Source organism: Klebsiella sp. WP3-W18-ESBL-02 (assembly GCF_014168815.1).
In the GTDB taxonomy this organism is placed as follows: domain Bacteria; phylum Pseudomonadota; class Gammaproteobacteria; order Enterobacterales; family Enterobacteriaceae; genus Kluyvera; species Kluyvera ascorbata_B.
The window spans coordinates 2,089,738-2,111,167 of sequence record NZ_AP021972.1 but is presented as its reverse complement, the minus strand read 5'-3'; the positions used below and the strand labels follow the sequence as shown (position 1 = coordinate 2,111,167).

The 21,430-nt window shown below is 50.8% G+C and carries 32 protein-coding genes and 2 pseudogenes; 9 read left to right on the top strand and 25 right to left on the bottom strand.

The annotated features are described in order from the left end of the window. Positions 1-46: 46 nt before the first annotated feature. The 14 genes from H7R56_RS27860 to H7R56_RS09925 all read right to left on the bottom strand — a co-directional run bounded on the left by H7R56_RS27860 (position 47) and on the right by H7R56_RS09925 (position 8,996). Positions 47-508, bottom strand: a complete 462-nt coding sequence (locus H7R56_RS27860) for a lysis protein (RefSeq protein ID WP_182928620.1) — start codon at positions 506-508, stop codon at positions 47-49. After that, positions 508-1,074, bottom strand: coding sequence for a lysozyme (locus H7R56_RS09980; protein ID WP_182928687.1), 567 nt, complete (start codon positions 1,072-1,074; stop codon positions 508-510). The genes H7R56_RS27860 and H7R56_RS09980 overlap by 1 nt, the downstream gene beginning before the upstream one ends. Continuing rightward, positions 1,052-1,321, bottom strand: coding sequence for an HP1 family phage holin (locus H7R56_RS09975; RefSeq protein ID WP_182928619.1), 270 nt, complete (start codon positions 1,319-1,321; stop codon positions 1,052-1,054). The genes H7R56_RS09980 and H7R56_RS09975 overlap by 23 nt, the downstream gene beginning before the upstream one ends. Positions 1,322-1,822: 501 nt before the next feature. Continuing rightward, positions 1,823-2,512 (bottom strand): bacteriophage antitermination protein Q, encoded by a 690-nt coding sequence (locus tag H7R56_RS09970; RefSeq protein ID WP_182928618.1) that lies wholly within the window; start codon positions 2,510-2,512, stop codon positions 1,823-1,825. After that, positions 2,509-2,646, bottom strand: coding sequence for a YlcG family protein (locus tag H7R56_RS09965; protein ID WP_182928617.1), 138 nt, complete (start codon positions 2,644-2,646; stop codon positions 2,509-2,511). Before H7R56_RS09965 ends, H7R56_RS09970 begins: the two co-directional genes overlap by 4 nt. Continuing rightward, positions 2,643-3,254 (bottom strand): recombination protein NinG, encoded by a 612-nt coding sequence (locus tag H7R56_RS09960; RefSeq protein WP_182928616.1) that lies wholly within the window; start codon positions 3,252-3,254, stop codon positions 2,643-2,645. The genes H7R56_RS09965 and H7R56_RS09960 overlap by 4 nt, the downstream gene beginning before the upstream one ends. Before the next feature lie 2 nt (positions 3,255-3,256). Then, a complete protein-coding gene (locus tag H7R56_RS09955) occupies positions 3,257-3,463 on the bottom strand; it encodes a hypothetical protein (RefSeq protein WP_182928686.1) in 207 nt (68 codons plus the stop codon). Then, positions 3,463-4,062, bottom strand: coding sequence for a DUF1367 family protein (locus H7R56_RS09950; RefSeq protein WP_182928615.1), 600 nt, complete (start codon positions 4,060-4,062; stop codon positions 3,463-3,465). The genes H7R56_RS09955 and H7R56_RS09950 overlap by 1 nt, the downstream gene beginning before the upstream one ends. 534 nt (positions 4,063-4,596) lie before the next feature. Beyond that, positions 4,597-6,110 (bottom strand): IS3 family transposase gene (locus H7R56_RS09945; protein WP_370673415.1). Its coding sequence is split into 2 segments (ribosomal slippage): positions 4,597-5,660 and positions 5,660-6,110, totalling 1,515 coding nucleotides; the frame shifts between segments, so codons are not numbered across the junction. Between the two features lie 290 nt (positions 6,111-6,400). Continuing rightward, positions 6,401-6,862 carry a hypothetical protein gene (locus H7R56_RS09940; protein ID WP_182928614.1) on the bottom strand — a complete coding sequence of 154 codons (462 nt, stop codon included), beginning with the start codon at positions 6,860-6,862 and terminating at the stop codon, positions 6,401-6,403. Between the two features lie 34 nt (positions 6,863-6,896). Beyond that, positions 6,897-7,031 carry a hypothetical protein gene (locus tag H7R56_RS27855; RefSeq protein ID WP_264991544.1) on the bottom strand — a complete coding sequence of 45 codons (135 nt, stop codon included), beginning with the start codon at positions 7,029-7,031 and terminating at the stop codon, positions 6,897-6,899. Between the two features lie 199 nt (positions 7,032-7,230). Then, on the bottom strand, positions 7,231-7,662 hold the full coding sequence (locus H7R56_RS09935; RefSeq protein ID WP_182928613.1) for a hypothetical protein: 432 nt from the start codon (positions 7,660-7,662) through the stop codon (positions 7,231-7,233). A 495-nt stretch (positions 7,663-8,157) separates the two neighbouring features. Beyond that, positions 8,158-8,601, bottom strand: coding sequence for an ImmA/IrrE family metallo-endopeptidase (locus H7R56_RS09930; protein WP_227674734.1), 444 nt, complete (start codon positions 8,599-8,601; stop codon positions 8,158-8,160). Positions 8,602-8,636: 35 nt separating this feature from the next. Further along, positions 8,637-8,996 carry a helix-turn-helix domain-containing protein gene (locus H7R56_RS09925; protein ID WP_182928611.1) on the bottom strand — a complete coding sequence of 120 codons (360 nt, stop codon included), beginning with the start codon at positions 8,994-8,996 and terminating at the stop codon, positions 8,637-8,639. A gap of 382 nt (positions 8,997-9,378) precedes the next feature. On the opposite strand from H7R56_RS09925, the gene H7R56_RS27655 reads away from it, so the two are divergent. Both H7R56_RS27655 and H7R56_RS27650 read left to right on the top strand, forming a co-directional pair. Continuing rightward, positions 9,379-9,948, top strand: coding sequence for an ATP-dependent Clp protease proteolytic subunit (locus H7R56_RS27655; RefSeq protein WP_227674733.1), 570 nt, complete (start codon positions 9,379-9,381; stop codon positions 9,946-9,948). A gap of 48 nt (positions 9,949-9,996) precedes the next feature. After that, positions 9,997-10,374 carry a hypothetical protein gene (locus H7R56_RS27650; RefSeq protein WP_227674732.1) on the top strand — a complete coding sequence of 126 codons (378 nt, stop codon included), beginning with the start codon at positions 9,997-9,999 and terminating at the stop codon, positions 10,372-10,374. 96 nt (positions 10,375-10,470) lie between these two features. On the opposite strand, the gene H7R56_RS09915 is transcribed toward H7R56_RS27650, so the two are convergent. The 10 genes and pseudogenes from H7R56_RS09915 to H7R56_RS09870 all read right to left on the bottom strand — a co-directional run bounded on the left by H7R56_RS09915 (position 10,471) and on the right by H7R56_RS09870 (position 15,600). Further along, positions 10,471-10,665: a hypothetical protein gene (locus H7R56_RS09915; protein WP_182928610.1), complete on the bottom strand. Its 195-nt coding sequence runs from the start codon at positions 10,663-10,665 to the stop codon at positions 10,471-10,473. Continuing rightward, a pseudogene (locus H7R56_RS09910) lies at positions 10,665-10,862 on the bottom strand (ATPase); the annotation flags it as partial. The gene H7R56_RS09915 and the pseudogene H7R56_RS09910, both read right to left, overlap by 1 nt. A 413-nt stretch (positions 10,863-11,275) precedes the next feature. Further along, positions 11,276-11,758, bottom strand: coding sequence for a class I SAM-dependent methyltransferase (locus H7R56_RS09905; RefSeq protein WP_182928685.1), 483 nt, complete (start codon positions 11,756-11,758; stop codon positions 11,276-11,278). Continuing rightward, complete coding sequence (locus H7R56_RS09900) at positions 11,758-12,273, bottom strand: hypothetical protein (protein WP_182928708.1); 516 nt, start codon at positions 12,271-12,273, stop codon at positions 11,758-11,760. The genes H7R56_RS09905 and H7R56_RS09900 overlap by 1 nt, the downstream gene beginning before the upstream one ends. Further along, positions 12,266-12,610 carry a hypothetical protein gene (locus H7R56_RS09895; protein ID WP_182928609.1) on the bottom strand — a complete coding sequence of 115 codons (345 nt, stop codon included), beginning with the start codon at positions 12,608-12,610 and terminating at the stop codon, positions 12,266-12,268. Before H7R56_RS09895 ends, H7R56_RS09900 begins: the two co-directional genes overlap by 8 nt. Continuing rightward, complete coding sequence (locus tag H7R56_RS09890; protein ID WP_182928608.1) at positions 12,607-12,855, bottom strand: hypothetical protein; 249 nt, start codon at positions 12,853-12,855, stop codon at positions 12,607-12,609. Before H7R56_RS09890 ends, H7R56_RS09895 begins: the two co-directional genes overlap by 4 nt. 2 nt (positions 12,856-12,857) lie before the next feature. Further along, entirely contained in the window at positions 12,858-13,550 is a 693-nt protein-coding gene (locus H7R56_RS09885; RefSeq protein ID WP_182928607.1) for a replication protein P, read from the bottom strand. Beyond that, positions 13,534-14,460 carry a replication protein gene (locus H7R56_RS09880; RefSeq protein WP_182928684.1) on the bottom strand — a complete coding sequence of 309 codons (927 nt, stop codon included), beginning with the start codon at positions 14,458-14,460 and terminating at the stop codon, positions 13,534-13,536. Before H7R56_RS09880 ends, H7R56_RS09885 begins: the two co-directional genes overlap by 17 nt. Before the next feature lie 337 nt (positions 14,461-14,797). After that, on the bottom strand, positions 14,798-15,340 hold the full coding sequence (locus tag H7R56_RS09875; RefSeq protein WP_182928606.1) for a toxin YdaT domain-containing protein: 543 nt from the start codon (positions 15,338-15,340) through the stop codon (positions 14,798-14,800). A gap of 32 nt (positions 15,341-15,372) precedes the next feature. Next, a complete protein-coding gene (locus H7R56_RS09870) occupies positions 15,373-15,600 on the bottom strand; it encodes a Cro/Cl family transcriptional regulator (RefSeq protein ID WP_182928605.1) in 228 nt (75 codons plus the stop codon). A 35-nt stretch (positions 15,601-15,635) separates the two neighbouring features. Here H7R56_RS09870 and H7R56_RS27645 point away from each other — a divergent pair. The 3 genes and pseudogenes from H7R56_RS27645 to H7R56_RS09860 all read left to right on the top strand — a co-directional run. After that, a pseudogene (locus tag H7R56_RS27645) lies at positions 15,636-15,887 on the top strand (helix-turn-helix domain-containing protein); the annotation flags it as partial. Positions 15,888-15,938: 51 nt separating this feature from the next. Further along, positions 15,939-16,391 (top strand): S24 family peptidase, encoded by a 453-nt coding sequence (locus tag H7R56_RS27640; RefSeq protein WP_264991545.1) that lies wholly within the window; start codon positions 15,939-15,941, stop codon positions 16,389-16,391. A 193-nt stretch (positions 16,392-16,584) separates the two neighbouring features. Further along, entirely contained in the window at positions 16,585-17,547 is a 963-nt protein-coding gene (locus tag H7R56_RS09860) for a hypothetical protein (protein WP_182928603.1), read from the top strand. Between the two features lie 65 nt (positions 17,548-17,612). Here the strand turns inward: H7R56_RS09860 and H7R56_RS09855 are convergent, their stop codons facing one another. Beyond that, positions 17,613-17,819, bottom strand: a complete 207-nt coding sequence (locus H7R56_RS09855; protein ID WP_182928683.1) for a hypothetical protein — start codon at positions 17,817-17,819, stop codon at positions 17,613-17,615. Positions 17,820-18,185: 366 nt separating this feature from the next. Between H7R56_RS09855 and H7R56_RS09850 the strand changes: the two genes are divergently transcribed. The 4 genes from H7R56_RS09850 to H7R56_RS09835 all read left to right on the top strand — a co-directional run bounded on the left by H7R56_RS09850 (position 18,186) and on the right by H7R56_RS09835 (position 21,423). Further along, positions 18,186-18,350, top strand: coding sequence for a hypothetical protein (locus H7R56_RS09850; protein ID WP_182928602.1), 165 nt, complete (start codon positions 18,186-18,188; stop codon positions 18,348-18,350). After that, positions 18,347-18,541: a DUF1482 family protein gene (locus H7R56_RS09845; protein WP_182928601.1), complete on the top strand. Its 195-nt coding sequence runs from the start codon at positions 18,347-18,349 to the stop codon at positions 18,539-18,541. The genes H7R56_RS09850 and H7R56_RS09845 overlap by 4 nt, the downstream gene beginning before the upstream one ends. A 9-nt stretch (positions 18,542-18,550) precedes the next feature. Next, the gene (locus H7R56_RS09840) at positions 18,551-18,718 is read left to right on the top strand and encodes a YdaE family protein (protein ID WP_182928600.1); all 168 of its coding nucleotides are present in this window, start codon (positions 18,551-18,553) and stop codon (positions 18,716-18,718) included. 140 nt (positions 18,719-18,858) lie between these two features. Further along, on the top strand, positions 18,859-21,423 hold the full coding sequence (locus H7R56_RS09835) for a RecE family exodeoxyribonuclease (RefSeq protein WP_182928599.1): 2,565 nt from the start codon (positions 18,859-18,861) through the stop codon (positions 21,421-21,423). Positions 21,424-21,430: the final 7 nt, after the last annotated feature.

Sequence of the window (21,430 nt, the reverse complement as noted above, 5' to 3'; positions counted from 1 at the left end):
CAAACCTTAATTAGAAAAAGATGTAACTCCAATATACGCTAGAGCTTTACTTAAGGCACTGTTGCCGTACGTAGTCCTGCAGATAGCTAACCTGCTTCGTCACTGTGACGATTCGCTCTCTGAGGGTGAAATAATCCCGTTCAGCGGAGTCAGTAAGTCGGGGGCTGGTAGCATCGCCCATGCCGTCGGTGCTGGTCGATCCTTTCGCGGTACATCTGGCGTTGAGCTGCAGCCGACGCTTGCCAGAAGCAACATCACGCTCAAGCTGATCGATAGTAGCTTTGGCATCTGCCAGTTCTCCGGTGTATTTAGCATCCAGCGCAGCGATATCACGCTGGCGCACCTGCATATCGGTGATGGTGGCGTTCGCCAGACTGAGGGATTCTTTCGCCGCGTCGCGCTGGCCTTTGTACTCGATCGCGTTGTCGCGGTAGTGGTTCGCCAGCAATCCGAGGCCGATCAGCATCGCCAGCACGACGGCGCTGATAGTCGCAGTTAACTTTCCCATCAGAAGACTCCCGGCGCTGTTGCTGGAGTTCCTGGGTTAAGCGGCCCAAAGCCATCACCCAGCTCTTGCGGCTTCTCGGCCCAAAGGCAAACTTCGCGCTCAATCTCGCGGCGTGTCATCAATCCCACCCACTTCTTCTTCCCGGCGTAAATCCAGACGCGCAGTTGATCGCATGCACCTTTCGTATCACCCTGGTTTATTTTGCGCAGCAGTGTGGATGTTTTGAAGTTGCCAGCGCCGACGTTGTAGACGAACGAGTAAAGCGCACCGCGAGTGGTTTCTGGGATGGGGACCTTAATGTACGGGTTTATCTGGCGGGCGACGGTGGCAAGGTCCTTATTCAGTAGAGCGTCGCACTCGGCCCTGGTATAGGTTTTCCCCAGCATAACGTCTTTGCCTGTATGCCCAAAACAAACCGTCCAGACGCCGACAACATCCTGATACGGCGTATAGCGCACGCCCTCCAGTCCATCATTCCCGGTTGGTCCGGTGATTAGCGCGGAAGCAATAGCGATAGCACCAAGCGGCACCGCTGCAATAACGCTATTCCTCAGCTTTGGTGACATAGCCATTAAGGCGGTCCTCCCGCTCTTTTCGTCGGTAATACCAGTTCACGCCACAGGTGATAACGGTGCATGCGATACCGACAATAATTGCCCAGTCACTTAAACCGAGTCCGGCCACTTTGTCGGCAAGCATCCACGATACCTCTTTAGTTGTTTCGGCATACGCCTTTGCAGAGACACCGCAGCCAGTCAACGCGGTTCCCGTCCCATATGAAAGTCTGCTGTAAATTGTGCTCATTCGGGTCATTGCCTCACCTCCGGATAAATCGGATGGTGCTGTGTGTTTTAAAAGGGGTTCAGGCTCTCGGGCTGATTTAACGACAACACGAAGTGAAGGTTTCCCGGAGCCTGAAAAAGAAAAAGGCCGCCAAACGGCAGCCTCTAAAAATTCTATGCCACTACCCGGAGTGGCCACGCTCATGCCCTTGAGGTGCTGTCGCTCTATCGCCGCTGATAACCGGTGCGCGTCTGGCGTTCGCGCTGCTTTACCGGCGCGTCTTTTTTCTAATAACCCTCACCAGCGCGTATTGCACCTTTGACGTGCATCTGGCTACCTATAAGCAAGGTATTCGGGGCAGCGTTACTGCCGCTGCATTGCCTCTCGGCTGCGGTCTATCCGTTTACTGATGCATTTTCACACCCTCCAGAAACGCTAAAGCCCCACGGTGTTAACCGCAGGGCTTGGATTCTTTTTGTCGACAATCGAACCTATGGTGACGATATCAGATTCACACGAAATATATGTCAATTAGTTCATTTTTGCAATACCTTGCTGATAATTTGTCGCCTTTTGTTGTGAACGTGATCGCGATACGTGGTGCAGAGCATGAAGGTCCAGCCCCTTATACAGCTCCACCATGGCGTCATAGTGCTCGACATAATTCTGAGACCAGTTTGTTTTGTTTACGCCCACCAGCCCAGCCAGTTCACCATATTGATACGGATCCCTCCCAGATAACTCGCCTTTCACATCCTGCGCCGCCAGCCAGATTAACTGGCGCAGCCGGTCTATGGTCTTCTTCGCTACCCGCTTCCCTTCCAATTGCAGGCTGAACTGCTCCCATGCCCATCGAGTAATCACTACCTGATGATCCCAACTGGTATTTTCGCTGTAGTTCCAAAGCAGCCAGGTCTTCTGGTGCTCTTCGAGCGATAACAGTGCGCGGCGCCATGATGCGGTCGCAAACTCTACCGGCTGCACCAGTGGTATATGAGAGCCTTTGGCGTGTGACTGCTTGCCGGGGATCGGTGGGTTGTCCAGCGTAATCATCTTCCCGGTAACCTCATCCAGCACCCGAGGTTTTTTCCGCTTAAAGGTATTCGTGTCGAACTGAGCGTTCTCCAGCCAGGCCATTAACTGCCCTTTTGTCGCCCCGCTAAGATCGGCGGTGGCCACCATCAGCTGCTGGCGCACATATTCGAGGTATTGAGTATTCATGCTGCACCGCCCATGGTTTTCACGTAATTTTTCAGTATCCGGTAGTCCGTCAGGATGGAGCCGGGAAAGTGGTATAAGCGCATCCGCTGCCAGCGAACGCGGAGGTGATCGGCAAAATAGGATTCGAATGTCACGCGGCCTCCTGCTTTTTCAGCGTGCGTAAATCCGCCAGGGCCGCGAGCCTGATTTCCTTCAGCTCTTCGACCGTCCAGCGGTGCGGGGTGTTGTTGTTCTCCAGTGCCAGCACCGGCTCTTCGCCGTAACGCTCCACCAGCGCGGCCCGGTATGCTTCGATGTTCCCGGATTTGTAGACGTTGCAGACGTCACACTGAAGATGGATGTTGAAGCGGGTGAAGCGCAGGTGTCCGGCGGCGGCCGTCGTGCGGTAGTGTCCTGCATGCCATGCGAACGCTGTTTTCGTTCCGCAAGAAATACAGCCCCGCCCTTCTGCCAGCTCAGTCTCGCGGCAAATGTCGTTCACGGCGCGCTGCGTCAGGTCAACCCAGTGCTTCAGCGGCTTAACCGCGGCTTTGCGCTGGCGCCAGGCCGCACGCTCTTTCTTCTCGACGGCGCGTTGATGCGATAGCTCCTTGCGCAGCGCGACTTCGCGGGCTTTTCTGGTCTGTTCTTTGGCAACGGCGCTGGCGCACTCGTAGCCGCATACGGTCTGCGTGTCGCGCGCAGGGTGGAACCACTGGCGGCATTCTTTGTTGGCGCACTTGCGGCGCGGTAGCTTGGCCATGCTTACCCCCACGCCTTGCTTTGCCATACCCGGCTCGGGCGCGGCGCTTTGTCGCCTTCCGGCAGCTGCGCGCTGACAGTCCAGGTGATGTTGTCACGGTTCAGTCTGCGTTCGACTTTAACGCCGCGGCGCCGGTAGTTGGCCAGCAGCTCGTCGGCCTGCTCGGTGGTGCACTCGTGATGATGGAACCAGCTAAATTTCATCGGCATCATCCCCCGAAGCTCATCAGCTGAGCCGCGGCGTTCTCGGCCTCCTGCTGCGTGCGGAACGTGCGGGACAATATCCAGCGCCAGAGAACATCGAGCGCGGCTTTGTACAGCTGCTGGAACTCGATTTCGTCCATATTTGCGAAGGAGATACTGCGAGGGTGTTTCCGGAGCGTGCCGTCCGGCAGCTGAATAGCGTCGTAATGCCCGGCCTCTACGATTACCCAGGCCCGGTATGCGTCGAAAGATTTACACAGGCTGATGCCGTTAGTGACGCGGCGGCTGGCGATTTGGTCCAGATACTGCTCAGCGGCATCCAGCAGCGCGCCTTCGTTGCCACCGTATGCAGCCAGGTATTTGGCATACCCGGTCACCAGCTTGCGTTCGTTCGATGAGATCGCGCCGCCGGTTGGTTCCCAGTATTCAAAGCCAAGATTGAGAAGTGCGAAGAAGCGCCGGTGAAATGCAGGGTTGCGGACCTGTTTAAACTCAGCCACCAGCACGGCGCCGAGCTTAATTTTTGATTGCAGGATATCGCTGGTCTCGGGCGTCGCCGGGATCAGGATTCCAGAGCTTTGCTTGATGAGTTGTAACTGCGCCATGGTGTTCCCCGTGGCGCATAAGGCTGTCAGTTGTTCAGGCTGACACTGATATTATGTACAGGTGATAATGGAAAATCAACGTGATCCGGTTTAGTTATTCATGAACAATGCAGCTTGTTTCCAGTTTTTGAATGCGACCTCTTTACTGCTGCCGGATTCTTGTATATTTCGACCCGCACAATTGCCTATAGCAACCCAACGAGTCTTGCTTCTTTGTCCACAGGTCACGAGGCATTCCTCTCCATCAATTGTGATAACTCTTTGGTTTTGCGTTAATTCATGCATTTATTGAACTCACTCACTTCAATAGTTATTTTGGAATGTATTCATTTTTCCAGGGGTCGTATTCAACCACCTTCGGCTTGCCACATGACACATTAGTGATTTCTGGGCCTTGCCCACCTTCAGCGTTACAACCGACCATAACAACATCTTTAAAATCTTCGTCATAGCGAGTAAATGTTACGCTAACGGTGTAATTTTGACCTCTCCAGTTCACGGTAAGTGTCAAGGTAGTTGGCACCCCCGGTTGATTTAGGCTGCCTGTTTTTCCCGTTCTGGATTCAGCATTACCTTGCCTACCGGATGCCAGTTTCGTGTTCTGCCAGACCAGCGTTCAGGCCGTTCCGCTTTTGCCTTTTTGTACACCTCATCCCGATTTTTCAGCAACACACCGTCTTCTCCACGATGTCGCTGACCCGGCGTCACATACCTGATGCCGCTATGTCTGTGCATTTCGTTATACCACTGAGCAAAAACCTCTATCCATTCACGCGCCTCCTCCAGCTTGCCGAACCCTGATGACGGCCACTGCGGGACATATTTCAGTGTCCGGAACAGCGACTCCACATACGCATTATCGTTACTCACTCCCGGCCGGCTGTGAGAGGGGGTTATCGCCAGCTCGTGTAGCTTCATTTGCAACGTCTGTGACTTCATCGCCGCGCCGTTGTCCGCATGCAGTACCGGCGGGTTTTGCCAGCATCCTTCCCGAAGGACCGTGCGTTGTATCAGGGCTGCCGCCTGCTCACCACTTTCAGTTTCATGCACTTCATATCCCACGATTTTTCGGCTGTAGAGGTCTTCCACCAGATACAGGTAAAACCAGCGCCCCTTTACGGTTGACGGAACCCATGTAATGTCCCATGTCCACACCTCATTCGGCCCGCTGGCCTGCCAACTCGTAGCCGGGGTGACTTTCTGCGCTGCCCGTTGCCGTCCCCGGCGATGCACCTCTCCATGACGACGCAGTACCCGGTAAAAGGTTGACTCGCTTGCCAGATAAATCCCCTTATCCGCCAACGCCGGTACGATTTGTGACGGGGGGAGGCTGGCGTAGTCTGGCTGATGGCACACTGCCAGTATCTGTTGCTCTTCTTGCTCACTTAACTGGTTCACCGGGGAGGGCCTGACCGTGCTGACACGCTTGTCTTCCCACGACGTTTGCCAGCGTCGCCACGTCCGTTCACTTAATCCCGCTTCCGTCAGCGCTATTGACAGCCGAGCTCCTGACGCCATCGCGTCCCGCACGTAACCGATAAGTGCCTGCCGCTCTGTTCCGGGCGTCAGTCGTCCTCGTCGGTTTCCCCGTAAAAATCCCGCAACTGCTTTCGCAGCACCAGTATCGCTGCCGCCTCCGCCAGCGCCTTTTCCTTACGAAGCAGTTCGCGTTTTAGTTGTTTAACTTCTTTCTGGCTTTGTTTGAGCGCCGCTTTGTCAGTGGGCGAAGACACCTGCAAAAAGCCTTGTTTCCACTGACTAATCTGTTCCAGGTAAAGCCCTTTTTTACGGCAGTATTGCGCGAGTTCTGTTTCGCTGAGTGTAGCTGTTTCGATAATCACAGCCAGCCGGGCTTCGGCTGACCATTGGTCTGTAGTTTTGTTTGCACCCGGCACCGGTATTCCCTCTGCTTTCGCCTTGTTACGCCAGTAATAAAGGGTAGCTTCCGATATCCCTTCCATCTGCGCAACTGCGGTGACGGTCATGTTGTAAGGCGGTAGTAATTTAGCCAGTGCAGCCGATTTACGTTCTGGTGAAATTCGTTTCACGATCTGTTCCCATCTTGTCATTAGTATTTTCGATGGGGGTGACAACTATCCTGACAGAGGGGGTTCACGTATGCCTTATCAAAACGCCATGTTGATTCAGTTTGCTCGGCAAACGACTTTTTCAACAAATCGCGAATGGCCTCATATGCTGTCCCATATTCGCACCAGAGATCATCCTCTTGATCCTCCCTATATATCTTCAAAGTGAATCCTCTTTAATAAAATTTATTGTAATTAAGGGGTTATAGGTCAGACCGCGATTTGTTTCGACTGGCTATGCAAGAACAAACTCAGGCAAATCCCTTAAAAATCCCAAAGCAAATTACCCCTGCTACACCCAAGATAGTCACCACCACCACTGAAACTCTGAAAATATTCCATAGTGCCTTCAAAACAGGAATAAAAGCCGCTACCTTTTCAGCAGGTGGTAAACGGGTCCCATGTTCTCTCTCCCACTCAGAGTGCCAAATGGTGTGCTCTCTCATCCATGATACTGTATACGGATAGACAGCAGATCCGACACCAAGACCAACAACCACTGATGCAAGATTGATACCGTAGTACAGGAGTTGAGAATCGGGGAAAAATGGATTGAAACTATCAGCTATCGCGCCAAACAAGATGCCGACGCACAGGACCAAGACTGCCCCATACTTCTCAAATGCGAGAGTGGTTGCGTAGCTAAAACGCATATATGCTCCAAAAAATTCAAAATACAAGGCATGCATTTCAACAATGCACCAATCAGACACAAAAATCCCCTCGGGTTATGGAGGGGATTATAGGTCAGGCTGCAATTTGTTTCGACTGGCGCTGCTCCGGCAAATTAGCCCGCACCAGCGCCTCATCGAACAAAAGCCAGCCGGAGAGGGTTGGTTTATTTCTTTGGGACCTTTTCTCGCCATCGCCGCCAAAATCCATACTCTTGCCTGATATTGCTCTCTTTGGTAACTATCCCATGTATAGTTGTCGGTGGGTTAGCAATAATGCTTTCCAGCGATTCTCCGACATCAAGGCGCGCATAAATTTTGTAATCCGCAGCATCCGGGTTGCTGGGCTCTGTTATTCCAACGCTCATAGATACTCCTGTGTTACTTCCTCTCGTTCTGCGATGTTCCACTCAGGCATCGTTATTTCCCTCACCGAGATATTTCTCACGTAACGCCCAATACCGCTCTCGTTGCTCCGGGGTGACCATGTCAGCCTTGATTGCAGAAAAAAGCTTCTCGTACTTACCGTTCAATTCGATCTGGTCACGAAGTCTGTAATAAGCGGCGGCAGAGAGACTATTGAAGTATAGATTTTCAGCAGTTATATAGGCTCTTCCTTCAGCCTCTTTAAGATTGCCCATCACCTCCCGGTAAGCATGATGGCTAGTATCCTGCGGGAGTGACTCATCCTCAATAAGCGCCAGGCGTACAATCATGTCGTGTGCCAGCTTTCGCTTTTCAGCTTCATAACGTTTCTTCATATAAAACTGTGTAGCCAGGAAGACCACCACAGCAACAACAATCATGCCAGTAGACATACATCCCCCAATAAAATGAGCCATGAAAATATCATGGCTCAGGTTTATCACTTTGCGTTAAATCACCCCGCAATAGCAGTTACGCTACTTTTTCACACTGCTGACAAAGCTCCGACAGGTTTACCCTCACCAGCGCCTCAGCAAACGTTGGCGCTACCAAAAAGAAAACCCGCCTAAGCGGGTTTTTTAATTTTACTTCTGATTACGCTGCTTTTTTAGAAGAGCAGTTACAAAGCGGAATAGGAAAAGGTCTTCCTTTTTTTGCGTGACGCACAACTCCATCTACACATGCAGTGTAGCGGAAGATGATCTCGCAAGAACTTCCACATTTGCGACAGGTACCCATAGCCATAGCAATGTTTTCCCTGCATACCTGTAAATCCATACAGATTGCACTTGGCCAAGAGAACAACTACACTTCGCTCGTCAAAGACAAGTATAGTTGCTGGATTATCTCCATAAACTACGGAATGTGTTAGCGCACTTTCCGCCCCGAAAGCCCTGTTAGCGCAGGGCTTTTTACATGTAAAAATCTAACGACATTTGGATTGTCCGAACACCTATTGTTTCAAGCACAATCTCTGCGAACGTATCAGCCTGCCACTCAGCATCTTCCGCACGCGTTGGTTCTTTATTTGAGAAATGCAGTACTGGCTTATGCCCAAGAAGCAAATGACCAAGCTCATGGAAAATTACGGCAAGAGCGTGCTCTTCACCTAAACAAGCATTCTCATATATTTTATTTGGTACTGTGATGGTCAACGAGGCCGGATCACAGTGACCAATGGTAAGATCGTAAGTTAATGATTCCCATTGTTTATCCTCTATTACGCTTAGCGTAATCCCGTAAGTTGAGAGGCTTTCAAAAAGAATGTCGTAGCGCTTTCGTTTGCGTTTAGTGGTTGATATCCCGAATGCATTACAAAAGTTTATAGCCTTAAAGGCTATCTCTTCTTCTTGCATAGGAGATACTCGGTTGCCTCTCATCTGATACATGTTTAAACCTCATTGTTGTTTATCTTATGCAACAGCTCCGCGAAACTCTTAAGTTGCTCCGGTGTAAATTGGGATTTTGCGAAACCGGCCACGAGCATTTGCTGCTGCTGAGACAGTCCATCAATTGGAACGATTTCATTAGCAACTGCCGCAAGTTCCTCTAAACCTTCAAGTTGAACGCCTTTTGAATTGAAAAAGGAATCAATTTTCTTTACCCACTTTTGTGGGATCTTCTTACTACCGGTCTCTAAACCACTCAAGAATGCAGGCGTGGTTTCTAACTCCTGTGACATAGTCAATAATGTGCTGCCAGTATCTATCCTCGCTTTTCTGACGGCCTTACCGAATTCAGTGAGTGCCATAGTTAATTCCTCAGTCTGTGGGGGATGGCAGGTTTGCAACCTGCAAGTTACCTAATTTCCATGGTATAAAGATACCTACTCAAGAAAAAAAATCAACCATTTTGGTTAAAAAATATAGTAAAAGATTGCGCACATCAACTATTGCCCTGTTTTTCGTACTGCTCGAGCTGATATCTGATAGTTCTCACCTACTTCGAAGTCACAACTTGCTGTCAAATCATAGAGATATGCATAAGAATTTATACATAGTGATCCATTTATCCATTAATATTGATGAACCAAAAAACATGAAGATTTTTAAGTGGATTCCGATATCTTGTGTAAATGCCTCTGTTTTTAGGAAGGAGGCCGAAAAGCGCTGCAGGTACTAAAAGGAAACGTAATGGAACATCATGATGTTTATATCTATACCGGTGACATACACCGAGATGGCTACCAAGATCTCACCAATGCAATAAAGAAACGAAAAGCTAAACATGGTCTGAGGAAAGATGTTATCTTGTGCCTTGCTACCTACGGTGGCGATCCAAACGCTGGATATCGCATAGGTAGAGCACTGCAACACAACTATGAAAAAGTTATCGTATTGGTAGTTGGACCATGTAAAAGTGCTGGAACATTGATCGCTATAGCCGCTAATACGATTGTTATCGGTGACATGGGAGAGTTAGGCCCATTAGACATACAGCTGAAAAAAAATGATGAAATTGGAGAGATGAGCTCAGGGCTAGCCATCATGACCGCTCTAGATGCGTTAAAAGATCGCTCTATTTCAGCGTTTAACTCTCATCTCGTTAAGATAAGATACGAGAATCAGATAAGTACCAAGATGTCTGCTGATATTGCGACTAGACTTACTGAAGCACTTGTTTCACCAATGGCGGCTCAGATTGATCCGATCAAACTAGGTGAACACCAAAGAGCAATGAGCATTGCCTTTACCTACGGCTAGCGACTTACTGCTAAGTCAAAAATTCTCAAAGAAGGCGCGCTAGGTAAATTGATTGCTTCTTATCCTTCACATGGTTTTGTGATCGACCGTAAAGAGGCAAAAGAGCTATTCAAATGCGTAGAAAGTCCGAGCAACTTAACCGAAATGCTTTACGACTTTTTTTGCGATAAAATTCATGACGGTGACATAGCTACTTATGGAAAACCCAAAGTAGTGGATTTCACACATGATTCTGATGATAAAGAGGAAGATACCGATGCCAAAGAGTCTGCAGCCGGAGATGGAAATACTCAACAGAATGTTGGAAAACCAGATCCAGGAAAGCCAAGATCTGGCAAGAAAAGCAGAACAAGATCTAAACGAGATCAAGCGCCAGCTGGAGCCATACCAGTTCAACAACCTGATGGACAGCAACCTGAAGCGTGAATTGTTCTCCCTTTAATGGTGTCTCAAAACCCGGTTTATAGCCGGGTTTTCTTTTCTACAAGATCTATCCGACATCACAATTTTAGTAATCGACTTTCACCCAATTGCTGGCTGCGGCATTCTCTCTAACCGCATAATTCTTATATGATGCGCCGGGAGTTCCCCGGCGACTTCAACCTGAGATAAGACCATGCTGACTTCAGCAGGCCAGACAGTTTCAGGCACTTCCACCAGCAGCAGACCTTCCAGCTCAATGACGCGCTTACAGGCGTACTCGAGTAATGGGTCCATTACTTCACCTTCACGCCTACACCGGCGATAATGCAATCTCGCTCAATCGCTTCCTTCACCCAGCGCTTATAGGTTTCAGGATGGAATACTTCATGCCCGGTAGTTCCGCTCCAGAATGCTTTCGAACTGACATCAGGCAGGGTGATGGTCAACCGTTTACCACTGGTGACATCGTTAACCAGCGCTGCATTCATGCCGCTGGGCGACTCGGCATTTTTCGGTGAAGAATCAAGCGCTGGCGCGGTCTGCATGCCGGGCGGCAACACCTGCACTTTTGCGCAGCTCCTGCGGTTTTGTGGTGCTCCTGCAGTTTTTCGCCACTCCCGCAGCTCTTTCAGCGCCGCCAGCGTGTGTTTTAGGTTTCCGTGTCGCTCCAGCCCCCAGATGAGATGGTCGAGTTCATCCTCTCCCACAGGCTCTGCCGCTTTACGACGCTCCTGAAGCTCAATCAATGCCGACAGCACCGCGTTATGCATAATTGCCTGCACCTTGTTTCCCTGGCTAATGTGATACTCAGTCGTTCCCCGGCGGAACTGGATAAGCTCATCCAGCGTTTCATCGTCCAGTATTTCAAGCGCTAACTGGTTGCTCAGATCTGTTAAGTTGGTTGTCATGCTGCACCGCCTTTAACGAAAATTATCCAATGGGTTTTGCCGTTCTTGCCTGTGCGCTGGCCAATGACTGGATTCTCGTCAGTGAGCGCCAGAATCTGGCTGACGGGGATCTGCGTTTCGTTCCATTTGAAAATGAGCACGCCGTGTGGCCGCAGCACGCGAAACGCCTCTTTGAACCCTGCGCGAATGTCAGCACGCCATGTTTTTTTGTTCAGGCGCCCATACTTTTTGCCCATCCAAGCGTTTTCACCAACTCGCTCAAGATGAGGCGGGTCAAACACGACAACCGGGAATGAATCGCCGGCGAACGGCAGCGCACGGAAATCTGCAATCAGGTCAGGGCTGATAACCAGGCGACGGCCATCGCACAGCTTGTGCTCTTCTGCTCGAATGTCAGCGAACACAGCGCGCGTATCGCGCTTGTTGAACCAGAACATGCGGGAACCGCAGCACACGTCCAGGATTGAAGCCTCGCTCATCATCCTTCTCCTTCGATAACCTGGATGCCAGCGGCGGCGAGGCACTTCTCAACCGCATCAAGGCAGCAGTTCCACGTGTGCGCTGTGAATGGCACGTTTGAGCTATCAACTCGCGGTGGCAACTTCACAGTGCGGGACTCCAGCTCGGCGATGCGCTGGCGCAATGCTTTGATATCGCGATCAGCATTAGCCAGCAGCCGATTTTCAAAGTTATGCTCTGTAATCTGCTTATCCTTGGCCTCCAGCGCCTCTACCAGCTCAGCGTTGCGCTGCTTTTCAGCCTGAAGTTGCTTGAATAACTCCTCCCAACTCACCGAATTATCCAGAACCAGTTTTGTTACTCGTTCCTCGCGCGACTTGTAGTGCGATACCGCCTCTAGCAGCCGATCGGTGTATTGCTCAACCTCAACTGCCATTTGCCGCAGCTCATCGTCAGAAGCGTAGGCAATGAGCCTGGATAGACGGTGCTGAGTTGCGATTTTTTCGACGCTAATCAGTGCGGTGATATCAGTCATTCCAGGCCTCCAGCTCGTTCTGAATCTCTTCATCGACTTCGTCGTTGGTGGCCTCTTCGTTGAGGTAGTCACGCGCCTCTTTGAGATACTTCTCACGGCGTTCGTCGTACCAGGCTGAGAACTCCGGCGACCAACCAATCGTCGTTCCGTCAAAGTCAAATTTGGCGTTGTCCTCTGCCATACGCTCAACCATGCAATAAGCGGTCGTTAAGGCGCATTCGCGTATATATCCGCGCAGGTCGCGCTTGTGCCAGTACGGGCTGTATTTAGAATCACAGCGGCCTTTAAATTCGACGGTCCAGCGGCGGATGCTGCGTGCGTTTAGTGATTTGCTCATTGGGCAGCCTCCAGTGCTACTGCGATTTCTTCGAAGAACTTCTCCCGACTGTGGCTGGTCATTGCTGGTACAAACGCAGACATCAGCATGCTCTGATCGCATTGCTCATCCTCGGAAAGCAGAACGATTTTCTTGTCGAGTCGAACTTTAGCTTCCTGAAGCTGCTCGTTCCGGCTGGCGTGCTGGAGGTACTCGGCGATGATTGCGATCGCCTTTTGCGTATGTTTTTTGGTGAATTCGGTCATGCTCACGCCCTCCCCGCGTCTTTGTTGCGTTTGTATGTCGCCATCAGGATTTCTGCTGGTGTCGGCCCGGTTGCCGCTTTCGGTGCGGCCAGCGCGCGGCGGATGGGAGGCACTGGTTTACCCGACTGCACCCGGCGCTCCCACGTGTCCAGAACGGCGACGGCTTCGCGCTCCAGCTCCTGACGGCTCAACTGGCCTTCGGTGCTACGGTGGCGAAGTTCCAGGCAGATGTGATACAGCACCGGCTTACTCCACGGATATTGCTCACTGCTGGTGTAACGGAAAACCAGCTTCTGCCACTTCCAGTACTCAGCCATGACGTCAGCAGCGCTAATGCCGAGCACGCTACGGCCTTCACGACACCAGGCAATGAATTGCCCCGGCGATGGTAAGAACGGGCGCTCCTGACGCCGTGCAACGCGCAGACCGGCGTTTACCTGTTCCATGGTGGTGATCCCGTTCTCGCGGAAAGCCAGCAGCCACTGGCGGCGCAGTTCGTTGAATGCGTCCTGGTCGTTGAAGCTGTGGACACTTGCCGGAAACGCAGCGCGAAGCGCGCTGAACAGTGCGTTGAAGATTTCCGCCGTCTGCTCTGCCTGCGGTGCCTGGGTGTCCTGCAACTCCGGCATCCCGTTGGCCACGCGCGCAAAGTTTTCACGGTCGAAGTTGACCATCTGCTCAGAGAGAGTTTTCATCGAGCACCCCGTTAATCCAGTCTGTGTTGTTGAAGTCGATAGCCTGGCGGCTGCCGGTGGTTGCACGAGTAGCGCCAGCATCACGCTGGAGGCTTAGCGTGTCCCATTTGGCACGCAGCTTTGCCGGAGAGAGGATGTTTGAATGCCAGAACGCATCTTTGCTGGCCCACAGGAACAGCTCGCAAATTTCACGGTGGCTGTGACCGTCAAGCTCGCGCATCAGACGCACATCGTTAGCCCAGGAGGCCATGATGGGTTTCTTCAGGAAGGGTTTAACTTTTTCTACCAGGACAACGAGCCATTCAGCGCATTGCTGGTCTGCCGCCGTTCCCCACTTGGTAAAGTTCGGGGTGTAAATCACGGCGTCAGGATGAGCAGATAAAAACTTACTCAGACGGTCGTCAGGGGATTCGTCAGAATTCTCGGACGAAGATCTTTTAATATTGTTATTGTTATAGTCTTGGGTGTCTACCGTTTCCGGGAAGGTTTTTCCCGATTTCGGGAAGGATATTCCTGTTTTCGGGAGGAGTTTTCCCGTTTTCGGTTTGTCTAAAATCCAGGCAGAAAGCTCAGTATTTATACCGACAGTCTTCATCACGCCTTGCTTGTGACTGAAGATAATTCCGCGCTCAGAAAGCGCCCGAATTGCATCAGAAACATGCGAATCGCTAAGGCCTGTGAGCCCGGCAATTACTGTGTTTGTAACCCGGTCCTGTTTTTTATTCCATCCGTAGGTTAACCAGATCACAGCCTCCAGACACTGCCACTCACGCCCAGACATGCGCAGACGTGGTTTAAGCTTCTGAATCTCGTTAGCGATTCGGGTATACCCGTTGGACAGGTCGGCCATAAGACCTCCTGCATTCTCGGCATTTGTGGGAAATTTGAATATTTCAGCGGTGTTTGACATACTTGCCCCGTAATTTCTGCCTGGAATTACACTCGAAAACTGGTTGTGTTGGCGCACTCCAGTTTTCACCCTTTCAGAACAGCCCTGGTTGCGGCTGATTGCGCTTAACGCGTTTCTTTTCGAACTTGTCAGCAGGAAGTGATTGCTTCTCTGCCCATAGCTTTGCGTGCCGTAAAACATCATCAAAAATCCTCCCTTTGCGACTGGCCTGACTCATGCGCTTGTACATGTCGATTGCCTGGAATGCCCCCCCTGAGCCACTGCAGGGCTGAACCCCTGTTTAATCAGTTCGTCGCGCACGTTCTTCTCAATGAATTCGATGTGGTTCATGGGAGCCTCACAGAATGCCCGGGGCAACAGCTGCTATACCGCTGAGAACCTGAGCCATAGCTTCAACCGGCAGCAGCCCTAGCAGATGCTCGATCCCCTCGCGAACCTCTTTCACCATCTGGTGCTGCGGCGCGCGAAGCATTAGCGCCTGTTTCGCTTCGCTGACCTCCTTCTCCATCGCCGCATAACGCGCCATGAAATCATCCTGCGGCGCCAGGCGGCCCCGGAACTCCAGAGGGAGAACCGCGGTGATCGCCGGGGTCAGCAGCTCGATATTGCGCTGCGCCGCCAGAGTAGTGCCATCCAGCCAACGAAACAGCTTCTGCCGACAACGGCTGAGGTCTTCCGGGAACGCCAGTGTGCCGCCGCCCTGCCGCTCGTACTCTTCGACGATCAGCCCGGCTACAACATCTTGGTTATTGATTGATGCCGCCCAAGCTCTTACGGCCTCACGAACCTTTTCAGGCGATACGCTTTGCGCTGGCTGATAACGGTTTATCAGTGACTTAGAGTCAAAGGTTGTACTCTGGTGGTACGTAAGTGATTGCATATTGCTTTCCCTTTCGTGGTTAAAACGGACCTTTAGGCCACTTTTGGTTTACTGATTTCAAGAATCTGGTTGGTGGTAAAACGACCTCCAGAGACTTCAGCAATTTTCGATGCATAAGCCGTCTCGCCGGTGTAATCAGTACGTGGCAAGCATCCGCTATTGATCCATTTGTAAATTGCTCGCGGAGTTCGCTCGCATGCTTTGGCCACCACTGGTACGCGAATCAGCTTGATGATTTCGCCAAGGCTTGTTGGTTGCATTTTTTAACCCTCAATATGAACTGTAAGTACATATTATGTCGGAACTGATAGTTCACGCAAGAGATATTATGATTGAACCTATGGTTCAGGAAGAAAAAGCGCGAAAAGACTTTTCCCATAGGCTAGCGCTGGCCTGCGATAAAGCTGGTTTACCGGTTCATGGTCGTCAGGCTGAGATAGCCAAAAAGATGAAGTTGACACCAAAGGCCGTAAGCAAATGGTTTAACGGGGAATCAATTCCAAGGCGCGGGAAGCTGCAAGAGCTTGCTGCGAGCATTGGCACAACTTCAACTTACCTGTTAGGTGACAGCGAGACTGATGGGATCTCGGAGGCGCGCTTGCAGAAATCGACAGAAACATTTCGTATAGATGTTCTCGATTTCTCTGTTAGTGCGGGGCCAGGAGTCATTAATAGTGAGTTCGTGGAGGTATTACGCTCCGTGGAATACTCCGTTGAAGATGCTCGCCAGATGTTTAACGGCCGTAAACAGGAGCAGATCCGCATCATCAACGTTCGCGGCGACAGTATGTCAGGCACGATTGAACCCGGTGATCTGCTTTTCGTCGATATCAGCGTTCAGCAGTTTGATGGCGACGGCATTTACGCCTTCATCTACGACGATACGTCGCATGTTAAGCGCCTGCAAAAGATGAAAGACAAACTTCTGGTTATCTCTGATAACCCTACTTATCGACCGTGGGAGCCGATTGAGAAGGAAGAGATGAACAAAATCTTCGTCTTCGGGAAGGTGATCGGCAGCATGCCGCAGACGTACAGGAAGCATGGGTAGATTTGTTAGGAGTGACGTACTTTTTTTGCTAAAAAAGTTTATGGGTACTGAAAGCATCATCAACAGACTTATTGTGGTATTTACCAATATAACTTGATTATCTGTTAAGTTTCAGACATAAATACCATCAATTATAACAGTGTTAGTTTAAACCTCACAATAGCAAAAATAATAACTTACTGCAGGGCTAGATATGATGAAAAGCATAAAGGGATGGATTACTGAACTTATCAAATTTATCGATAGGCATTTAATTTGGGCGCTACTGGCACTCGGAGTAATCAGTTATTTATTAGGGATAATAGCCTCTCATTACTCTCTAGCAGCGCCAATGGCGGATCCACTCAAAAGCCTGGCTAAAATAATCATTGGCGCAGGTTTTTTTACTGCACTAACCAAATCAAATTATTATACAAATTTTTTCCAAAATAGAGTATTCAATGTATTCTATAAGCCAGGAGAACACTTTTCGCCCGAGCAAATGAAGGAAAAGTGGCTGACTTTAACTGAGCACTTGTTATCTAAAAAAACAGGAAAATCAAGCAGTAGCATCGCCAGCATAATCTACAACAGATTTTTGAATCAGGATGTTGAATATTACTATAAGAATATGTCCATTACTTATGACATTATTCTTGATGAAAAGACTAGCATCCTTACAATTACTCAAAATATGGAATCGTTAATAGTAATAACTGATGGAGTTGACGAGATAACCATCCCTCACAAAATTCTAACTGATGGTGAGATGGAACTAAAACACTTGCTTATAGATGATGAACCTTATGATAACTCATCATGCTACCTACCTCACTCGGAAAATCCTAATATCAGAAAACTTGATGTTGTAATCAAAAACAATAATCGAGAAGCAAAAATAGAAAGATGCTATGTCTCCACACAAAACATTCATGATGAACCATTTATATTAAATGGTTACTCGAGATACGTTAACGGTCTCGTGGTTAAGTTTAAAACGACCAATTGTTATGCAACATTTCGGACAACGGGAGTGACATCGAATCCAGAGAATCCTTTAAGCTGCAATCTTGAAGGAAATGGTTACTCAAGAGTTGTTATCGCTAAGCACGAAGATTTGACGTTACCCGGACAAGGATTTATATTGATCTTGTCCAAACTGGATAAAGGAGTTTAAACCATGACACGTATCGTAGAAATCATCTAATCCTGAATTTCCCGCCCGGCCACCGCGCCGGGTTTTTACCGCCCTTTCCTCACGAACTCTGCAGCATCCCGCAGTAATCCCTTGTGAATCACATTACCCACAGCTTTCCGCTTCGCTTCCTGGCTATCCACAATCGCATCCCGACTAATCACTACCCCGCCAATAATCAACTCAACAACTGCCCCGCCAATCTCGCCAGCGATAAACGCAGCCCGGTCTTCCAGTAGTTCATCCCGTTCCATATCCATTCCTAAACCCATACCGATATCCTCTTTGGTGTTTTTTTGAGCATGCCAAGCGCCGAGGGAAAAATAAATCCCCTTAAAGTTCATATTGTTATGTCTTTATGAACTTGCCATATTATTTTAATGTACTTTTGGTACTTTACATTAATGAACTTATAGTACATCATCACCTCATTGCGAAACACAACGCGCATAAGGTTCAACAACGTTCCGCTAGCCGGCGACAAGGCAAGACACAAAGAGTGGGCTTCGCGGTGGTGAAGTGCAGAGTGAAAAAGCTCAACCGTGAAGATCAGCGCCACGGCGCCACCAGCGAAGTTCACTGAGTTAACAACGCCAAAGGAAAGACACAGGAGACTGGTAATGATTAAACAATATCAGGATGTGAAAGTTAGCGACCTGCAGTGCATCTATGACATCCAGGGTGACGAGACCACTTGTGATGCTGATAACCAGCAAGCAGTGATCGAATCTTCTACCTATGAATGGCTGATCGCCGATTCAGCTAAATATGGGTTCGGCGTATGACCGGGTCGCTGTTTGCTCTGGTGTTATCTGTCGGCATGACAAACGGCACCTATCAGGAAGTGGTTCTTGGCGTGTACGACAACCAGCAACAATGCGAAATCGCAGCAGTTGAGCAGCATGTTTTTGGTGAATGTTACCCGGTAGATGCGGTCATTCCAGCCGATGAAATCCCGACATCAAGGCAGTTTTAAGGAGTGGTTATGCAGGAGAAGAAATGCGCTTACCGCCTCTGCGGAAAGCCAATCGAACAAGGCAAAGAAGTGAAGAACATGCTGACGCTGATCCACGGCGCGCAACTGAAGCGCGAAGAGCGCGATTACTGCTGTGTACAGTGCGCTTCATACGACCAGATGGCCCACGAGTCATAACGTAAAAACCCGCGCAAGGCGGGCCTGAACGTCCGGTGACACCGACCAAAGTTACACCGGAAATTTTACCAAAACCAATGAACACCCAATGGGCGCTATCAATGGCCCGGGGATTCTAACACCCAAAAAGAGGATCTCACATGGAATTCTTCCACGTGGTAAAGGCTACTCAGAAGTCTGGAAAGAAAGACGCAGTGATTTGGTTCAGTGCCAAATCCGAAGCCCGCGCTAACCTGCAGCTCGACGTTGAACTGGAAGACGCGGGGATCGAAACGGGCCGCGGCAAAGACTACATGAAGCCTGTTCGCACTGACTTCCCAGTATTTAGCGACCTGCCGGAAGAAAGCACCGTCGATTTAACCTGGTGCGAACGTTACGAACTGGCCGACGACCAGCGCACATGGCAACTGAAAGAAGGCGCGGCGCCGCAGGACAGCGTCCACCAGGAAGGCGTCGCCGACAGCGCGCTGACTACGGAGCTGATGGCCGAAGAGAACGGCGATCGCAAAGTTGAATTCTCTGAAGATGAGAATGCAGCATTTCAGCTGGTCACAATGCCTTTCCGCATTCAGATCCTCGCGCAGCTGTGCGCAGAGGAAGGCCACGTTTACCACATCAGCATCCCACGCCGTAAAGAGCTTTCAGCGCTGGAGCTGGACACGGACAACACTTACGCTCAGAACCTGCTGCTGGCTGTCGAGAACTGCCCCGAAGTAAAAGCATTCGACATGCCGACACTGTGGAAGCTGACCGACGCGGTTAAAGCGGTGTTCCCTCAGGATAAGCGTAATGAAATGAGTCTGATTATGCGGTTCATCCGTATGTGGGTAGCCGTCGACACCGACCGCGAGATGCTGGTCAAAGAATGGCAGAAAGGTAACCGGGGCGCGCAGATTCAGCGCACCGACGTTAAAACCAACGCTGGCGGCGGTAATAAGACAGATCGCAATCCAACCCTTATCCACACGCTGGACACTCTGGACATTGAAATTGCGCTGGCCACTCTGCCAATGGATTTCAACATCCACGATGTCCCTGGCGGTGTATATCGTCGTGCAAAAGAGATTGCCAGCAAGAAAGAAAGCCCATTCAAAGAGTGGTCCGAGGCTCTGCGTAAAACGGCTGGCATCCTGGATTATTCACGCGCAGCTATCTTCGCGCTCATCCGTGGCGCCGCAGAGGGCGTTCACCATTTCCCGGTCAGTCTGCAGACGTACATCAACGCGAACCTGACGGAAACCGACCACGAACACCCAACCGAAGAAACCCTGGCGGCCGCCGGCCACGTTCCAGAAAAAAGCTGGGAAAACGAGATAAACGAGAAGGTCGCAGCAGAGCAGAAAGCAGCAGCCGAACAGCCAAAAATCGCCAGCATGGGTAACGGTATGTTTTCCATCGATGGCCTGATGAACGCCCCAGCAAAACAAACCGAGGAAACCACCAGCGATGTGCAGATGGAAGAGACTGAGCGCGCCGAAAACGAAGATAACGATGCGGTATCAGCAGGCGAAAGTGCTGTGGAGGATGATCCGCAGGCAGATACCGTAACTGACGCCAGCGCTGGGGAAATTCTGGCCGCCGCTGCGCCGAGCCTGGATGCCGACGTGCAATCCGTTCCGGGAGTAGACTCTGCGCCGGGTGAAATTGCAGCACCGGAGGAAGCCGCCAGTGCGCCGGAAGAACAGCAGGCCGAACCGGTAGCGGCCGAGTACCCTGCTTTCTTCGAGCCTGGCCGTTATGAAGGTCTGCCGAACAGCGTGTACCACGCAGCAAACGGCATCAGCTCTACTCAGGTGAAGGATGCCCGCGTCAGCCTGATGTTCTATCACGGTCGCCACGTCACTAAAACCATCCGCCGCGAAAGCAGCGACGCGCTGACATTCGGTAGTCTGGCACACACCCTGGCCCTGGAGCCCGAAAAGCTGCACGAAGAGTTTGCGGTATTCCCGGGCATTCCAGCCGGGGCATTTACCACAACCGACTCACTGAAAGCATTCATCCGCGATTACAACGCGGACAAGCCGAAGCCTGACCAGTTGAAGCTGACAGGCAAGAAAGAAGAGCTTCAGGAAGCGATCCGAGCAGTTAACCCTGATGCCATTTTCTCGGATGAGTTCGAGCAGCAGTGGCGCGATAGCGTTGCCGGAAAGACCATCCTTACCAGCGAGCAACTTAACCTGGCCACAGCCATTCAACAGGCGTTACTGAATCACGAATCAGCCGGAAAACTGCTTCGCCACCCTTCCCGCGCTGTTGAAACCAGCTACTTCGGCATGGATGAAGAGACCGGGCTGGAGGTCCGTGCGCGCCCGGACCTTGAAGTTGAAGTTAACGGTGTGCGCATCGGCGTAGACCTCAAGACGATCAGCATGGGGCGAGTTAAGCAGGAAGGCCTTCGTGCCAAACTGCACCGGGAAATCATCGACCGTGATTACCACATCAGCGCTGCCATGTACTGCAATGTCGCCGACTTTGACCAGTTCTTCTGGATCTTCGTCAACAAAGACGAAGGCTATCACTGGGTGGCAGTGATCGAAGCGTCGGAAGATTTACTCGACCTCGGCCTGCTGGAGTACCAGCGCACCATGCGAGCACTGGCCCAGGCATACGACACCGATTGCTGGCCGGCGCCGGTCACTGAAGATTATAGCGACGAACTGAACGACTTCGACCTGCGCCGCCTTGAAGCGCTGCGTCTGGCTTAATGGAGGA

Excerpts from the sequence above, each read along its gene's own strand:
- H7R56_RS09850 (WP_182928602.1), top strand. The coding sequence starts at position 18,186 with ATGATTAAACAATATCAGGATGTGAAAGTTAGCGACCTGCAGTGCATC.
- H7R56_RS09950 (WP_182928615.1), bottom strand. The coding sequence starts at position 4,062 with ATGGCGCAGTTACAACTCATCAAGCAAAGCTCTGGAATCCTGATCCCG.
- H7R56_RS09870 (WP_182928605.1), bottom strand. The coding sequence starts at position 15,600 with ATGCAACCAACAAGCCTTGGCGAAATCATCAAGCTGATTCGCGTACCA.
- H7R56_RS27855 (WP_264991544.1), bottom strand. The coding sequence starts at position 7,031 with ATGGATTTTGGCGGCGATGGCGAGAAAAGGTCCCAAAGAAATAAACCA.
- H7R56_RS09875 (WP_182928606.1), bottom strand. The coding sequence starts at position 15,340 with ATGCAATCACTTACGTACCACCAGAGTACAACCTTTGACTCTAAGTCA.
- H7R56_RS09860 (WP_182928603.1), top strand. The coding sequence starts at position 16,585 with ATGATGAAAAGCATAAAGGGATGGATTACTGAACTTATCAAATTTATC.
- H7R56_RS09855 (WP_182928683.1), bottom strand. The coding sequence starts at position 17,819 with ATGGAACGGGATGAACTACTGGAAGACCGGGCTGCGTTTATCGCTGGC.
- H7R56_RS09925 (WP_182928611.1), bottom strand. The coding sequence starts at position 8,996 with ATGGCACTCACTGAATTCGGTAAGGCCGTCAGAAAAGCGAGGATAGAT.
- H7R56_RS09915 (WP_182928610.1), bottom strand. The coding sequence starts at position 10,665 with ATGGACCCATTACTCGAGTACGCCTGTAAGCGCGTCATTGAGCTGGAA.
- H7R56_RS09980 (WP_182928687.1), bottom strand. The coding sequence starts at position 1,074 with ATGTCACCAAAGCTGAGGAATAGCGTTATTGCAGCGGTGCCGCTTGGT.
- H7R56_RS09835 (WP_182928599.1), top strand. The coding sequence starts at position 18,859 with ATGGAATTCTTCCACGTGGTAAAGGCTACTCAGAAGTCTGGAAAGAAA.
- H7R56_RS09880 (WP_182928684.1), bottom strand. The coding sequence starts at position 14,460 with ATGTCAAACACCGCTGAAATATTCAAATTTCCCACAAATGCCGAGAAT.
- H7R56_RS27655 (WP_227674733.1), top strand. The coding sequence starts at position 9,379 with ATGGAACATCATGATGTTTATATCTATACCGGTGACATACACCGAGAT.
- H7R56_RS09845 (WP_182928601.1), top strand. The coding sequence starts at position 18,347 with ATGACCGGGTCGCTGTTTGCTCTGGTGTTATCTGTCGGCATGACAAAC.
- H7R56_RS09890 (WP_182928608.1), bottom strand. The coding sequence starts at position 12,855 with ATGACCGAATTCACCAAAAAACATACGCAAAAGGCGATCGCAATCATC.
- H7R56_RS09840 (WP_182928600.1), top strand. The coding sequence starts at position 18,551 with ATGCAGGAGAAGAAATGCGCTTACCGCCTCTGCGGAAAGCCAATCGAA.
- H7R56_RS09905 (WP_182928685.1), bottom strand. The coding sequence starts at position 11,758 with ATGAGCGAGGCTTCAATCCTGGACGTGTGCTGCGGTTCCCGCATGTTC.
- H7R56_RS09975 (WP_182928619.1), bottom strand. The coding sequence starts at position 1,321 with ATGACCCGAATGAGCACAATTTACAGCAGACTTTCATATGGGACGGGA.
- H7R56_RS09885 (WP_182928607.1), bottom strand. The coding sequence starts at position 13,550 with ATGAAAACTCTCTCTGAGCAGATGGTCAACTTCGACCGTGAAAACTTT.
- H7R56_RS09930 (WP_227674734.1), bottom strand. The coding sequence starts at position 8,601 with ATGCAAGAAGAAGAGATAGCCTTTAAGGCTATAAACTTTTGTAATGCA.
- H7R56_RS09970 (WP_182928618.1), bottom strand. The coding sequence starts at position 2,512 with ATGAATACTCAATACCTCGAATATGTGCGCCAGCAGCTGATGGTGGCC.
- H7R56_RS09960 (WP_182928616.1), bottom strand. The coding sequence starts at position 3,254 with ATGGCCAAGCTACCGCGCCGCAAGTGCGCCAACAAAGAATGCCGCCAG.
- H7R56_RS09955 (WP_182928686.1), bottom strand. The coding sequence starts at position 3,463 with ATGCCGATGAAATTTAGCTGGTTCCATCATCACGAGTGCACCACCGAG.
- H7R56_RS27860 (WP_182928620.1), bottom strand. The coding sequence starts at position 508 with ATGGGAAAGTTAACTGCGACTATCAGCGCCGTCGTGCTGGCGATGCTG.
- H7R56_RS09935 (WP_182928613.1), bottom strand. The coding sequence starts at position 7,662 with ATGGCTCATTTTATTGGGGGATGTATGTCTACTGGCATGATTGTTGTT.
- H7R56_RS09895 (WP_182928609.1), bottom strand. The coding sequence starts at position 12,610 with ATGAGCAAATCACTAAACGCACGCAGCATCCGCCGCTGGACCGTCGAA.
- H7R56_RS09900 (WP_182928708.1), bottom strand. The coding sequence starts at position 12,273 with ATGACTGATATCACCGCACTGATTAGCGTCGAAAAAATCGCAACTCAG.